This window comes from Nostoc sp. DSM 114159 (assembly GCF_053470285.1).
Genome location: NZ_JBPFEH010000001.1, coordinates 5,632,802 through 5,647,932, shown reverse-complemented (window position 1 = coordinate 5,647,932; position 15,131 = coordinate 5,632,802). Strand labels below are relative to the sequence as shown.

The window sequence follows — 15,131 nt, the reverse complement described above, 5'->3', positions numbered from 1 at the left end:
AAGGGGGAAAGGGAAAAGATGTTTACTCCTTTAACCTTTCCCCTTTTCCCAGCCCTCACCTAACAATTTTGGGTTGGCAGACTACTAATCTCGCAAAACTGTTATGAACCTCGATCTCAGTAATCAAGCGCAGTTAGAGCAGGCTTTTCTGGCTGAAGCGGCAGAGTTGTTGCAAACCATCGAACAGAGTCTCATCGGTTTACTTGATGAAAAAACCACCGAAAAAGTTCACGCCTTGATGCGAAGCGCCCATACTCTCAAAGGGAGTGCTGCCAGTGTTGGACACGAAACGATTAAGACAATTGCCCATCATTTGGAAGATGTATTCCAGGCGTTATACCCTCAAGAACTGGAAATCGATCCAGAATTGGGTGCTTTGCTTCTAGATGCTTATGAGTGCCTGCGAACTCCATTGAGTGCAACCTTGATGGGCTTATCCTACAATGAGGCAGAAATACTCGATAAAACTGCCTCAATCTTCGCCCAACTCCAACATAAACTAGGCGACTTTTTTGGTCGTGAGGCTCCGCTTCCCAGTTCGGAAGAACTTGGCTTTGATGTGGTAGAGTCAATCTTTTCGGGGAGCGTAACCCAGGATTTGCAACAGCTCGAAGCTGACATTCAAAGCCAAGATCCGCAACAAATTCAAACAACACTCAACTCTCAAGCAGAATTTTTTGCCGAACTAGCAGCATCTTACAGCTTATCTGGATTGGAAGAAATTGCCCAAGCGACACTAAACGCGCTCAATCAGCATCCAGACAAAGTACTGCAAATCGCTCAGGTGGCTTTAGAAAATTTTAAAGCGGCTCAAGCAGCAGTACTCGCAGGCGATCGCATTCAAGGCGGAGAAATATCTCCACAATTGCGAGAATGGGCAGGAATAACTACTCCTATTTCAGAACCGCAAAACCAGCCAGTTTCCATTGCTGCCCCACCCACACCAACGACTACAACTGAGAATCAGCCATCCCCCCTTCTCAGTGCCAGCGAAGCAGAATCAATTTGGTCGTTTTTCCCGAAGCGGACTGATAACTCCGTAGCGAAATCGCCGGAGGTACTGGAACCAATTTCTCAGGATTCAGTAGTAGCCCCCTCTGCCATAGATCGGATTTTACAGTCAATCTGGATAGGAGACCAAGAGACATCCAGCCGCTACTCAGAATCAGAACGGCCAGCTTCTCCACCACCAGCGCCAAGCCTCCAGGCTCAGTCATCGGCATCACTTCCCAGTATCCGAGTTGCGATCGAACAACTCGATCGCCTCAGCCATACGATTGGGGAATTGCTCATCAACGAAAACCAACAAAACCTCCAATCTAATCACATTCACAAAGCTGCTCAAGAGACTCTACTACACTTTTTGCACTGTCAACAACAACTTAGTAAAGTTTCTACTTGGTCGGATCGACAACTGCTGCCCGAACGCGCAAAGCAGCGATACCCACGCTGCTCAATTGTCCCTGCTTCCCCAACTACCCAGGCACAATCTAATTTTGATGCCTTAGAAATGGATAGCTATAGCGAGTTGCACATTCTCCTGCAAAATCTCACAGAAGACATGGTGCAATTAGGAGAACGGATTGAGACTTTTAATACTTTAGTTCAGCAATCTCGCTTCAGTCTCGGCAAGCGCAAGCAATTGCTCTCAGGAGCGCAGGAAGATTTGCTGCAAGCCAGAATGGTGCCACTGGGAACAGTGTTGAATCGCTTTCCCCGCCTCTTGCAACAGATGGTAGCAACTTATCATAAGCCTGTGGAACTCAAGCTTGGCGGTACGAAAGTACTGGTGGATAAAGCCATTTCCGAGCAGCTGTACGATCCCTTGCTGCACATGATTCGCAATGCCTTCGATCACGGCATTGAATCAGTAGAAACCCGTAGACAGCAGGGCAAACCAGAAACCGGAACAATTACAATTCAAGCCTATCATCAAGGCAACCGCACTACTATTGAGGTACGGGATGATGGTCGAGGCTTTAACTGGGAATCCATTCGTCAGCGAGGTATAGAAAAACACCTACTAACACCGGAACAAGCCGCCTACGCCTCCGAAGACCAACTGGCAGAGTTATTATTTGAACCGGGCTTTTCTACCGCTAACCAGGTTGGTGAGTTATCTGGTCGCGGTATCGGCTTAGATGTCGTCCGCACGCAATTGCAAGCTTTACAAGGTTCGATTTTGGTGCGATCGCTTTCAGGTCAGGGAACCACCTTCACCCTGCAATTGCCCCTGAGCTTAACAACGGCACGCTTGCTCGTTTGTCAATCTCAAGGTATTACTTATGCCTTGCTGTCTGAAGGAATTAGCCAAGTTTTATTACCGCAGCCAGACCAGATTCAAGTCCAGCAATCTTTACACGGTCAAGGTATGCAAAAATTCTGGCAGTGGGGAGAAGGGCAAAATCAGCAACTAGTTCCCATCCGCCCGCTTGCCAATTTGCTGGATTACAAATATCCTTTATTCACCCAAGACCACAATTTAACCCTCAGTCCTTTTCCAGTCAAACAACGCAACACCGTCGAACCTCTGCTACTGTTGCAAACAGAGCAGCAATACCTGTGTTTGCAAGTCGAGCAGATTTTAGTCGAGCAGGAATTAGTAATTAAATCCCTCGGCAGAGTCCTGACTTTACCTAGTTACATCCAAGGCTACAGCGTGTTGGGAAATGGTAGTCTCACCCTAACGATTGACCCGTTGGAGTTAGTTCGTCAAACCTGGGAGACAGATATAATGCCGACTTCCCCGGCATCAAGTCTGACAACTAAACTCTTGCCTGCGCCTGAGACTGTTCTTACTCTAGAGGGGCAGCAATCTGAGCTAACGATAACCCAACCGCAACAACAGCCAATAGAACTTAATACAGCCGTTGCTCAACCCAACCGACTAACAGTGTTAGTGGTGGAAGATTCGGTTGTCCAAAGGCAAAGTTTGGTGCAGACGCTCCAGAAAGCCGATTATCAAGTGTTGCAAGCAGGCGATGGTCGAGAGGGAATCGCGCAAATGCTTCAACACGGTAATGTCAATCTAGTGATTTGTGACATTGAAATGCCACGGATGAATGGATTTGAGTTTTTAGAACACCATCGCCAAGACGAGCGTTTGTCCGGAATTCCTGTAGTGATGCTGACTACTCGTAGCGGCCAGAAACACCGCCAATTAGCTTTAGCTCTAGGGGCGAAAGCTTATCTGACCAAACCCTATTCCGAACAGAACTTCCTAGCCACCATCGGCGAACTGGTTAATGGGTAAAGGGGAAAGGAGAAAGGAATGGAAAGGAAAAAAATTGAAACTTTTGAGGATTTAAAAGTATGGCAAAAAGGTATTGACTTAGTTAAGCAAATATACTTAATAACTAAGAAAGGTGAACTGAGTAAAGACTTTGGTTTAAGAGATCAGTTAAGACGTGCATCCGTATCAATACCTACAAATATTGCAGAAGGATTTGAACGATATTCTCGCAAAGAATACTTAAACTTTCTAAATATTGCTAAAGGGCTGCTGGTGAAGTTCGCAGTCTTTTAAGAGTAGCGTTAGAAGTGGGCTATCTAGACCAATCAACTTATACACAACTTTCTAATCAAGCTATAGAGTTGAGCCGTATGCTATCTAATCAAATTCAATCTATAAATCAGTCATTAAAATAATCAAACCTTTACCCCTTACCTTTTCCCCCTTCCCCTTCTTCATGAATATTTATGCTCAACACTCCCTTTCCGTTTAAGCGATTATCTGGCGCTGTGAGCGAAACCGACTCATTACGAGTCGTTGTTTTTGCGATCGCAGACTATTTATTTGCTCTGCCAGTTGGTGCAGTTCTCAAAGTGATTGCTTGTCCCCCTATTAGCAGTACGGTTGAAAGTGGTATCGGGATGGTCGATTTGGGAGCGCAAACTATTACGATTGTGGACTTGCGCCAAAAGTTAATTCCGCAATTACAAACCCAACAGGCGCATCAAGTTTCTGCGGTTGACACTTCAGGGCGCTTCCTACTCCTGACTCAAACGCGGACTGGGGAAATTTGTGGCATTTCTGTAGACAAGCCTCCTGCTTTAATCGATATTCCTTTGGAAGTTGTGCGTCCGGTGCCGTGGTCTTATCGGCAAGTGGCGGAGTTAAGCTGTGTGAGCCACATGGCTGTTTTGTCTGTAGCACCAAACGAGGAACCACTCAAAGTACTTCTTCTAGGCATGAGCCAGATATTGGCTGATAAGTTGGGGTTGCCCGGAACAACCCCAACCTTAACTCCTGGGCTGACATCAGGCGAACAACGGCAAAGATTTCTTCGTTTTTCCTTGGGCGATCGAGGAAGTGGATTGCTACCATTCCACTCATTACAGGACATTATTCATCTCGCTAGCCAAGAAATTTCCCCAGCCCCGGCCTTACCAAGTTGGATTTTAGGTTTCTATAATTGGCAAGGACAGATGTTGCGGGTGGTTGACTTAGAACATTTGCTTGGTTATGCGCCGCTTTTAAAGCGGCACTCACGACCAGAAAAGCCAATGGTTCTGGTTATCGAGCTGCAAAATCAGATAATCGGGTTTTTGGTAGCTCATGTCTACGATGTAGAGTGGCAGGATTTACAGCAAGCACAATCGGTACCAACCGACTTTTCTCCAAACAAACTGCAAAATTTTGTTCGAGGTATTCTGCCAGGCGATCGCTGGATTTTAGACACCAAAGCCATCGCCCAGACATTGCAATGGCAAACCCACTGATAAGAGGGAGGGGGCATAAAGGTACAAACCAAACTTCGTTCCGCTCCGCTAACACCCACAAGTGGCGTGATTTTTCCCCCTGCTCCCTTGCTCCCTGCTCCCCTGCTTTTTTATTTGACTTGATGCTGCCAAGGAGTTTTGTGTGACGATCGCAACTTTAGACCCTAATTTTGAAACCCAGCCTGACAATCAAATCCAGATAGAAGAAATTTTGGCTAATGTGGCTGTACTCAAAGCAGTCTTTCAATCTGCTAAGGGGCCAAAGGTCGCTCAATTGCAGCACAAGGTCAGTCAAATCGAAGCTTTTATCCAAGCTTTGACTCAGGATTCGCCCAGTAACAATGATGACTATGTGCAAAGGGCTTTTCAGTCCCAACGAGAACAACTGGCGGCAATTGCTCGGCAAATGCAGCAGGCAAAAGGCCAAACCGCACTTTTGGAAGCTACAGTCACCGCCTTGCGAGATGTTCTCAGTGCCGATCGCGTCCTGATTTATCGTTTTGAGGAAGATAATCGCACTCGAGCGATCGCTGAAGCTATACAACCGATTTGGACATCCTTGCTCAACCAATCCCTACCGATAAATTTGTTTGTTACTCAACCCGATGTTAGTGACCCAACTGAAGTATTAGAACTAACCCCACGCCAACAGCAATTTTGGCAACGCTTTCAGGTGCAAGCGAGTCTGTGCTTACCCTTGATTGTCAAACAACAGCCTTGGGGTTTGTTAGTGATTCAGCATTGCCTTGCACCCCGAAAATGGCAAGAAGCAGAGCGCAGTTTGCTGCAACAAGTAGGAATGATGTTGACAATTAACTTGCACTCGGCTGAAATAGTACCACCTGCTCAACAACTGTCACCGCCTCCCGAAAAGGCTGAATCTTTCGATCGCTCACAGTTATTAGTACCATTGCAGCAGGTGAGCCAGGCCGTACAACAAGGAGTAAGAATTGCCGAGCTAGAGCGCGAGTATTTAATGTCTATTCAAGATACTGTTACTTTTACTAATAAACAGCTGCAATACCTTGGTGAATTTTGCCAGCAAGCTTCTAGCTTTGTTGGCCTTGTGGAAGGCTTAAGTAGCAAAATTCAGATTTTGTCTTTAAATACAGCCATCGAAGCAACAAAAGCTAACGACCAGGAACTAAGTTTGTTAGCTGCTGCCGAACAGGTGGAAATTCTCGCCCGTCAAGCCCGTGAAAGCACCGTAAATATAGAGGAATGGTTTCAAGAACTCCAGGTAGCAACAACAGACGTTGCTTCTGCTATCGAACCGTGCGATCGCCAAATCAGTGCGGGGCTGGAGTCAATCGCGCAAATCCAGGAGCAATTTAAAGCGATCGCCGACATCGCTGCTTGTACCCTCAAATCAATAGACCTCTTGCAAAAGTAACTTTTGCAAGATGGGGAAAGGGAAAAGGTTAAAGGGAAAAGGGTTTTTCTGAGCCGCTTTCCCCTTTCCCCCTTCCCCTTTTCCCGACTTCTGCAAGAAGTCTATAGAATTGTCACAAACCAGGAGTTTCGATGAGTACCGATTTTGTCCCCCAACCGCAGAACGACGATCGCTTTCTAGAAGAAGCGATCGATTTGTTACTGTTCTTGGAGCAGGAGTTGCCTAACTATACAAAAGACAGTAACCCCGGTACAGCTTTGGCTCTCATGGAAGCTGCTGGCTCTCTACATTCGATTGCTATCGCAGCCGAGTTAGATACGATTGCTATAGTTGCGGCTGCCCTAGAAGAGATTTTTCAGCTTTTGTATCAGTATCGAGCAACTATTGACGGCACAATTGCCTCTCTGTTGTCGGAAGGATTAGATTGCTTACAAATGCTATTGATGGCATTTTTAACAGCCTCGAAAATTGAGGAAGTAGAAATTCTGGAGCGGATGTCTGCCATTGTTGCTCGTCTGCAAGCAGAGTTTAGGGATTCCCAGGATACACACCTTGATACATCGTTAGAGCGATCGCAGGAACATCAATCAGTTATCCAGTTTGGCGATTCCTTGGCCGAGGTGGAATCTTCTGCATCTCTACCAGAGAAAGTTATGGTTAAAGACAAGGAACTAATAAGCCAAATTACACAATCCGTTAGTGGCGTTTGTGACTTAGATACTGAGCAGCTCCCCGTTAAGGTAGGGGAACTAGCAAACTTGGAGGAGTATGGGGAAGAAGATTTTCAGGCTTGGTTGGGAGATTTTTTCCTGCCTGCTGAAATATCTGAAGCATCCTTAGTTAAATCTTCGAGCGATCGCCATCCACTCTCTTTGCAAGAATTCATTCCCACCATTATTGCAACCAGTATTCCAGCCGCTACACCCATCAATATTCAACATCTCGAACAACTAAACGCGCTGATTGCAACATTACTAACTAACTACGATCGGCAAGCTTGTCACGAAGAACAACAGCAACATACCATCGGGCAGTTGCTACGACAAGTGAAGCGATTACAACGCCTGTTGGACAATTTACAGGAATGGTCAGGACGTTTAGCAGCAATTTCAGATACTCTTTCTCCTCTAGCTGCTTCTCGCTCTCAGCAATTGTACAGTACTCTGCAATCTGTTTTAGCCCAAGCGTCTCAGGTGACATCAACTGTTCATTCCCTGAATAACGATCGCCATCAACTCAAACAAGAACTCATACAGCAGGAAAATTTACTTAATCGTTCTGCCGATTTAGTCAAAAAAGTTACAAACATTTCTTTAAAAGTAGCCTTAGAACCGTTGCATCGGCTTTGGTCACAGTTACAAGCTCTACAAGATAAGTCTGCTAGATTACATTTACAAATTAGCGATATCCAAGTCGATCGCGCGTTTAGCGATCGCCTCCGTGTCCTCCTGTTGCATATAAGTTGCTATTTACTAGAGCAAAGTATAGAATCTTCCCAAACACGCCAACAGCTAGGTAAAAATAGCAACGGAATTATTGAAATTCAAATTTACCAGCAGGGAAATCAATTAATTATTGATGGCTGTGATGATGGTGCAGGACTTAACTTATCTCAAATCTATCAACAAGCTTTAGCCCAAGGATTCGCCCTGACAAAACCAGGGGATATTTTACAAGTGACTGAGTTGGTACTTGAACCAGAGGTTTCATCTGTTTTGTGCGATCGGGCTGCCTTAGAGTTAGGAGCAGAATTAACCGAAGTTTGCAAGCAATTAACAGCTATTCAAGGAAGAATAGTATTGAAGTCTAAAGCTGGACATGGTACAGCCTTCTCGCTGCAAATTCCCCTAGAGCAAAAAATTGCTCAACTGATTGTCTGTCAAGCTAACTCCAGAGTATATGCATTTATTGCCGATTCCGTAGAGCAAATTTGTCTATCCCAGTCCGAACAAATTATCCAAACTCAAGCGGGACGTATGTTATTATTGCAGTCTTCTGGCACCAGTGGCTTCCTTGGTTATGCTGACGAGCATCTGACAACAGAAATGCTCGTCCCTATCTACTTATTGACTGATGTGCTGACTTGTCTTAACCACCTTCCCACTTCAGTTACTACCTACAGCACAGATACACTAAATGCTTTCAAGCAGGATAAGCCTTTATTAGTATTTCGTTACTTAGACAAACGATGTGCTGTAGAAGTAGATTGCATCATCGGCAAGCAATCCTCTGCAATCCATCCTCTGGGGGAAGCAATCCCAGTTGCTGCTTATATCCAAGGAACTAGCATTCTTGCCAATGGGCAACTTAGCCTGGTTTTAGATGGTCAGCTTCTCACAAAATCTCTAGAGTGAATCAATACCTGCCGAAAAAACTAAGTTACGACGATACTATCCTCAAATACTTTTGCAGTCTGGAAGACCCTAGAATTGAGGTAAGTCCTATAAGAAATCTCAAATATTAAACTGATATCTATCCACGAGGTAGAAGAAACTACTTACAAAAATCCGTATTGTAGAATTGCTGTCTTAAAATCAGGAAAAAACGCTCGTGGTTCCCATTAGAGATAATAATCCGACAAAAATCACACCTTATGTAACTTATGGGCTGATTGCTGCCAATGTCCTCGCTTTTCTTTATGAAGCAAATCTTCCTCCACAAGCATTAAATGGATTTTTACATCTTGCGGCTGTAGTTCCACGAGAACTGACTTTAAGTTTTGCGGGTATCTCTGTACATCAACCAGTTCCAGAGTGGGCGACTTTGATTACTTCCCAATTTTTGCACGGTGGTTTCTTGCACTTAGCTGGGAATATGTTGTTTCTCTGGATTTTTGGCAACAACGTTGAAGATAAGTTAGGTCATGCCAAATATTTACTGTTTTATTTATCTTGCGGTGTTCAAGGGGCGACAAGCGAGTTAAAGTGCTTGCTGTATAAGCGTCATAGCCCTTAACCCTCGCTGATAATATGCCTGCTTATTGCGAATGAAACCGAGCATTTCCTCGACCCATGCTTGACACCCTTGCATTGCTTCTATCCAATTGAAACCATATAAACCTATCCAGAAATTACTGTGACGTTTCTCAGTTCTATTTTTTTCTTCTTGGCGACAAATATAAGAATCAAGTTTTTGAAATTTAGTTCTTTGCCCATGTAACCAAGCACTGGTCATAGCCAAAGCAATTAAGAATATTATTCGTACAAGTCGATCAGGACTGGCTTGAGAGCTTTCCAAATTGTAGCCACCAGTTTTACAGTCTTTAAACATCGCCTCAATTCCAAAACGTTGAGCATATATTTTGAGAGCAGTGTTTAAATCAGGCAAATTAGTTAATAAATACCAAGCTTCTTTGTCTTGTTTCCCTCTGTACTTTCTTTTCCAATAAACAGCTAAATTGAACCTACCAAAACCTGGTTTTTGAGTAACTTTAACATCGGTATAAAAGGAGCGAACACCAGGATAAATCTCAATGCTACTTAAAGGCTGAAATTTTTGTCTTTTCTGACGAAAAGTAGTATCCTTTTTTTGACGAAATACAAAACTGAGTTTCTGCTTGTGGAGCCACTGCGCCAGTTCTATGCTATGAAATTCCCTATCCCCAATAATCACTAATTTGTACTTTTTTAACAAGCGGATTACTGGACGTAATACTTTTTGTTGTTCTTCTAAGTTACTGCTACCATCTTTCTCTAACAGACACCAATATATTGGCCAAGCTCTTTTTTGGTAAATCACACTCACCATTAACACATTATTTTCTCTCCACTGCGTTCTATCCATCGCAATAGTTAATTGTGACCCTACCTTAAAATGTTGGTTAATTATTGCTTCAATGATAGGAAACCACAACAATACTACACTTAAGGCATTTAGTGTTAAAAACCTTTGTATATGCCGTCTACGACTGTTTTGCTGTATTGGTAGAGGTAAGGTTGCTGCCAGTCTTTCTATCCTCACCTGTTTCTGATTTTGTAACAACCACACCAACATTTTCAGAGTTATTAACTGTGCTTTATTTAGGTATTTTTCTAAAAAGTTTTGGTAGAATGATGCCAGCATTATAATGACGGTCTTAATCAAATTACGAGACCGTTCTTTTTTACCATTAAACTGTACCCTACAGGTAGCCGCTTAATAACTGTACAGTTCATTCTCAATAAATACCCACATTTTTTAAGGGGTCTGTGCCTCTCAAACCTTTATCTGGCTAGGTTTAGAGGCGTTTGTCGCCCCTTGAACTTGCGGTGTTTTGGCATCCTTGACCCAGTGGTTCTTCGCTCAAGATTCTAGCATTCCTTCTTTGGGTGCAAGTGGTGCGATCGCAGGTGTTATGGGTGCATATATTCTTCGCTTTCCCAACGCCGAAGTCCTTGGCGTTGTACCTTTAGGGTTTTTCTTCCCAACTTTCCGTGTCCCCGCATATTTCTTTTTAGGATTCTGGTTTCTCGAACAAGCCTTCTACGGATTTACCAGCCTGGAAGCACGTACCAACATCGGTATGGAAAGCGGTGGTATTGCCTACTGGGCCCATGCAGGCGGGTTTATCTTTGGGGCAATTCTTGGCCCACTGTTGGGTTTATTTAGCGATAAATCTCAGGAAGAATCTTGGTACAAGTAATTTTTAATATAGGACTCGTATTTGATTGCGTGAAAAAAACTTAGTACACATTCATTAATTCTTCCCTATTCCCTCCCTACGCAAATAATTTCTCCGAATCAAAGCGGATTCCTATAGTATCGTTTTTAGCCTCAATTATGCTGATTGATTGAATAGGTGAAATTGTTTAACCTTCGCAACTGCTAGCCTGACAAGCTATATTGCAGTTAGTCAATAATTTAGGAAAAACATCTGTGTTTCCCCTCTACGATGAAAATCCGACGCGAATTACCCCGTATTTCACCTATGGGTTAATTGGCATGAATGTTTTAGTTTTTATTCACGAGGTGAGCCTGTCACATACACAATTGAATCAGTTTTTAAGTGAGTATGCAGTAGTACCTCAAGAGTTAACCACCAATTTGAATGGAGAGTGGATAACGTTATTTACGTCGCAATTTTTACATGGTGGTTGGTGGCACTTAATCTCTAATATGGTGTTTCTCTGGGTTTTTGGCAACAATATTGAAGATCGATTGGGTCATGCCAAATATCTGATTTTTTATTTGGCGTGTGGTGCTTTAGCTGCATTGTGCCAATGGTTTATTGGGATGAATTCTGAGATTCCTTCTTTGGGGGCAAGTGGTGCAATTTCTGGGATTTTAGGTGCGTACATTATCCGCTTTCCCCACGCTCAAGTCATGACTTTAATTTTTTTGGGGTTTTTCATCACCACAATCAGAGTCCCAGCACTAGTAATAATTGGACTTTTTATTGTGCAAAATGTAATTTCCGGTCTTGCTACCCTGCAAACAGCCGCTAACATGAGCGTGGAAACTGGTGGAGTTGCCTACTGGGCCCACATCGGTGGTTTTATTTTTGGGGTAATTCTTGCTCCCCTATTTGGCTTGTTTCGGCGCGACTAAATACAGCATTTCCTGAAACTCGTAGCACAAAAATTGCTACCTCTCAATTCTCTGTCCTAATCTTCTCAACGAAACGCTTCTCTTTCTGAGACGCTAAAGCGAATGCCAATGCCATACTCTGCGTTAAAATTTATACATTTGAAAACTATTAGTTTTTGTTGGCACTCGCTGAAACTTCTTCTGACTGTTCTACTTGAGATGTAAATGTTGATGATTTTGCAACTTCTTCAGGTACAGAAACGATGATATCAGCACCATTAATAATTGCTCCCAATAACCCCAGTTCAGATTCAACCAATTGATCGATAGCTTCACCGAGCATATTCTCTTGCGTATAGTTTGGTCGCGCCACTAGTACGATCCCATCGCTGTAGGGTTGAATTAACAATGGGTCATATGATGTCCGGCTAATTAACCATAATTAAGCTGCAAATTCAGACCACCAGTAAAAATTGGTTAAACCGCGAATGAGATCGGGACGGTCAATAATTTGGCGACAGCGCTCAAATAAAGCCTCCTCAACCCGATCCAAATTTTCAAAACTACGATTGGCAATTGGTTCATTGGTAAGTGTCCATAGGCGCTCTGCGGGTTGTAATTCTGGTGAGTGGGACGGTAGAAACAAAAGATGAATACCCTCTGGTACAGAGACTTGATTGCTTATGTGCCATCCGGCTTGATCTAGAACTAAAACAACTTGTTTGGTTTTACCAACATTAAAGTGACGAGCAAAATCTTGAAGTACGCGAGTAAACAATTCGATATTGACATAGGGTAAAATCCACCAATACGTTTGCCCAGATTTGGGGTGAACAAAACCATACAACCACAACCATTGAAATCGCCAGTTGACATTTGCAATCGGTACTGCCAATTCATCAACCCAAATACGACGAATCACTGGTTTGAGTCCAACACGATGTTCATCCATTGCCCACACTTCCACGTCGCAATCTGGGTTTGTTCGTTTGATCTGTTCGACTTCGTTGACCAAATTTTTTTTTCCATTCCTCTTGTTCAGTAGGACTTGGTTGAGTATGTTCAGGGCGAGGAACTCGCAATCGGTAGCGCATTTGTTTAAGATAATCCCATCCTCGCTGACGACTGACACGACGACCAATCAGCCTCCCAATCCAGTCTGCTACTTTACGACCGTTCCACAGTCCCCCTTCAATTGGTGGTTCCTGCAATGCTTGCCACAGATAAGCTTGTTGCACATCATCAAGCAATGGTTCGATACCACCTTGATTGTGATTGCGCTGGTCTCCCAATGTTTGTGGACCAATGCGGTTATAGCCCCAAACCAATTCATAAATCCAGCTACGACTGTATCCCGTCGCTGTGGCTACTTCTGCGGTACGCAATCCTTTGGCTAGTAACCAAATAATTTGATAATGTGTTCGCTCGACTGGTTCTTTCGCTTGGCGGTATCGGATCTCCAACTCTTCGAGGCTAAGATGCCCCTCGATTGTGATTCGTTTTGGCATGGCGATCGCTCTTGTACTACACCCTTCATCTTTATTATGGTTGATTGCCCGGACATCATATCATTGGATATGCTGAGTGGACTAGTATCTAAAATGACTAAATCAAATCGTTCGCGGACATCTTCTATCAGCCGCCGCATTTCGCTCGATTCAAGAATAGCAGCGGATTGCCGTACTGGGCCAGGGCTGGGAAGAATGTATAAATTTTCAACATCAGGAACTAAACGAATACATTCACTCAAATTAGCGTAATAACGTAGAGGTTCAATAGTGGCTTCAGGGTCAGGGATTACTTTCAAGGATGTACAACGGGAAGGCGATCGCAAATCTGTTTCGATAATTAAGGTTCTTTTACCTGCACGGGCGGAAGCGACACCCAAATTATAAGCACTTGCCGTTTTCCCCTCTAGGCTACTGGTGCTAGTAATCAATACTACCTTTAAGTTTTTACCACCAATCCGGCGCATATTACTACGGAATTTCTCATAAAATTCTAAATAAGGAGAATCTTGGGAAAATACTACCGGTACTGCATCTGGCTCCAAATCATCAACTGGCATTAAAGGCAATTCTCCCAACAGTGCCACTTCTCGTTGCTTGAGGCTCTCGCGAATATCCTCTCTGGTTTTGAAAGTCCCTTCCAGTGCTCCTAACAAAAATATCACCCCGCCACCAATCAATACACCTAAGAAACCACCCACAGCAAGGGTAATAGGCACACTCTTCGGAGGTTTAGGATCGACAGTAACTGCGGGGCGTCTGGCAATACTAAGGCTGCTAGTAGTTTCTGCCTCTGCGGTTTTGGCATCGGTTAGCTTCGCCTGCATTTGGTCATAGATGCCTTTTTTGAGTCCAACCTCCTGTTCTAAACGCGATCGCTCTAATTGCTTATTAGGTATCAGAGCATACTCTCGCCGGAGTCGCGCTTCTAGTTGGATTTCTTGAGCTAGTTGTTGTTGCAGTGTCTCCCGTTGGGTTTGTAAAGACACCATTTGGTTTGCCAATTGCTGGCGTGTTGGATCTAAACTGCTTTGAGTCCGAATACCTGCAACGCTACCCTGAAGCGGAGCCGCCGTTCCACCACCACCTAAAACTTCAGCAGCACGTTGTTGTAGTAATTCCTCAGCAGCTTGTTTCTGACGCATTAACTGCACCATCGTGGGATGTTCCGGCCGCAAATCTTTTCTGAGTACAGCGATTTGCGATTCACTTTGATAAATTTGCGCTCGTAAGTTAGCAATAATCGGATCGGCACTCAAAGCAGAAGAAACATAAGCTTGTCCGACTGTTAAGCCTAACTTATTTTGTAAACTGCGAACTTGACCATCAACCCCAGAAATAGTTAATTGAATTTGCCGTTGGAGATTTTGGCTGGCAGTAATGGCGCTTAACAAGCTGCCATTCTCTGCTGCTAATATTGCTGTTCGCTCGACGCGATCGTACTGTTCCAGCTTCTTTTCAGCAATTTGCAATTCCCGTTTAGCTTGTGGTGTGCGATCGTTAATCTTTTGAATAATTGCTTGTAAGCGCCCAGTATTGATGTCACTACTCAACTTAATCATTGCTTGCATCAATTCCGTCACTACCTGTATGGCTCGTTTGGCGTCACTATCTACATATTTAAGTTCAAAGGTAGAAGACTCTAATTCTCCACTCTTAGCATTTTTTTTAGGTAGAGCAAGAGCAAGACTTGCACCGAGTTGTTTCGGTTTGACACCAACTTTCTCCGCCACACCTGCAATTATCTGGTTTGATAGTAAAACTTCCTCATTTAGTTCCTTCCCTTGCTGTTGGATTTCATTACCAGTTGCAGAGAAAGAAACTGGTGGTCCACTATAAGTAAGTGCCCCAGATGCTATATAGCTAGTAGGTGGCTCTGGTTGCATAGCTACCACAGTCGATCCGGCGACAACTAAACCAAAACTAGCTAGTCCAATCCACTTATATTTATCAAAAGCAATCAGATAGCGTTTAACAATTGGTGGGGTCATGGTCGCTTCGCT

At 43.9% G+C, this 15,131-nt stretch carries 9 protein-coding genes and 4 pseudogenes; 9 read left to right on the top strand and 4 right to left on the bottom strand.

Features of this window, described 5'->3' with window-relative positions; translation table 11 throughout:
* Positions 1-103: 103 nt before the first annotated feature.
* The 7 genes and pseudogenes from ACR5KR_RS23615 to ACR5KR_RS23585 form a co-directional block, all read left to right on the top strand.
* The gene (locus tag ACR5KR_RS23615; RefSeq protein WP_448268193.1) at positions 104-3,253 is read left to right on the top strand and encodes a hybrid sensor histidine kinase/response regulator; all 3,150 of its coding nucleotides are present in this window, start codon (positions 104-106) and stop codon (positions 3,251-3,253) included.
* 18 nt (positions 3,254-3,271) lie between these two features.
* Complete coding sequence (locus ACR5KR_RS23610; RefSeq protein ID WP_448268192.1) at positions 3,272-3,526, top strand: four helix bundle protein; 255 nt, start codon at positions 3,272-3,274, stop codon at positions 3,524-3,526.
* A 14-nt stretch (positions 3,527-3,540) separates the two neighbouring features.
* Positions 3,541-3,648 (top strand): hypothetical protein, encoded by a 108-nt coding sequence (locus ACR5KR_RS23605; protein WP_448268191.1) that lies wholly within the window; start codon positions 3,541-3,543, stop codon positions 3,646-3,648.
* 51 nt (positions 3,649-3,699) lie between these two features.
* On the top strand, positions 3,700-4,722 hold the full coding sequence (locus ACR5KR_RS23600) for a chemotaxis protein CheW (protein ID WP_448268190.1): 1,023 nt from the start codon (positions 3,700-3,702) through the stop codon (positions 4,720-4,722).
* A gap of 142 nt (positions 4,723-4,864) precedes the next feature.
* The gene (locus tag ACR5KR_RS23595) at positions 4,865-6,115 is read left to right on the top strand and encodes a GAF domain-containing protein (RefSeq protein ID WP_448268189.1); all 1,251 of its coding nucleotides are present in this window, start codon (positions 4,865-4,867) and stop codon (positions 6,113-6,115) included.
* A gap of 131 nt (positions 6,116-6,246) precedes the next feature.
* Entirely contained in the window at positions 6,247-8,469 is a 2,223-nt protein-coding gene (locus tag ACR5KR_RS23590) for a hypothetical protein (RefSeq protein ID WP_448268188.1), read from the top strand.
* A 196-nt stretch (positions 8,470-8,665) separates the two neighbouring features.
* A pseudogene (locus ACR5KR_RS23585) lies at positions 8,666-9,034 on the top strand (rhomboid family intramembrane serine protease); the annotation flags it as partial.
* Here ACR5KR_RS23585 and ACR5KR_RS23580 read toward each other — a convergent pair.
* Positions 9,035-10,177, bottom strand: a complete 1,143-nt coding sequence (locus ACR5KR_RS23580; RefSeq protein ID WP_448268187.1) for an IS4 family transposase — start codon at positions 10,175-10,177, stop codon at positions 9,035-9,037.
* Positions 10,178-10,355: 178 nt separating this feature from the next.
* On the opposite strand from ACR5KR_RS23580, the pseudogene ACR5KR_RS23575 reads away from it, so the two are divergent.
* Both ACR5KR_RS23575 and ACR5KR_RS23570 read left to right on the top strand, forming a co-directional pair.
* Positions 10,356-10,736: pseudogene (locus ACR5KR_RS23575) on the top strand (rhomboid family intramembrane serine protease); the annotation flags it as partial.
* Positions 10,737-10,969: 233 nt separating this feature from the next.
* Entirely contained in the window at positions 10,970-11,641 is a 672-nt protein-coding gene (locus tag ACR5KR_RS23570) for a rhomboid family intramembrane serine protease (RefSeq protein WP_448268186.1), read from the top strand.
* Positions 11,642-11,789: 148 nt separating this feature from the next.
* Here the strand turns inward: ACR5KR_RS23570 and ACR5KR_RS23565 are convergent.
* From ACR5KR_RS23565 to ACR5KR_RS23555, 3 genes and pseudogenes are all read right to left on the bottom strand, one after another.
* A pseudogene (locus ACR5KR_RS23565) lies at positions 11,790-12,041 on the bottom strand (lipopolysaccharide biosynthesis); the annotation flags it as partial.
* Between the two features lie 21 nt (positions 12,042-12,062).
* Positions 12,063-13,128: pseudogene (locus ACR5KR_RS23560) on the bottom strand (IS630 family transposase).
* On the bottom strand, positions 13,014-15,119 hold the full coding sequence (locus tag ACR5KR_RS23555; protein ID WP_448268185.1) for a GumC family protein: 2,106 nt from the start codon (positions 15,117-15,119) through the stop codon (positions 13,014-13,016). The pseudogene ACR5KR_RS23560 and the gene ACR5KR_RS23555 overlap by 115 nt, the downstream one beginning before the upstream one ends.
* Positions 15,120-15,131 lie beyond the last annotated feature (12 nt).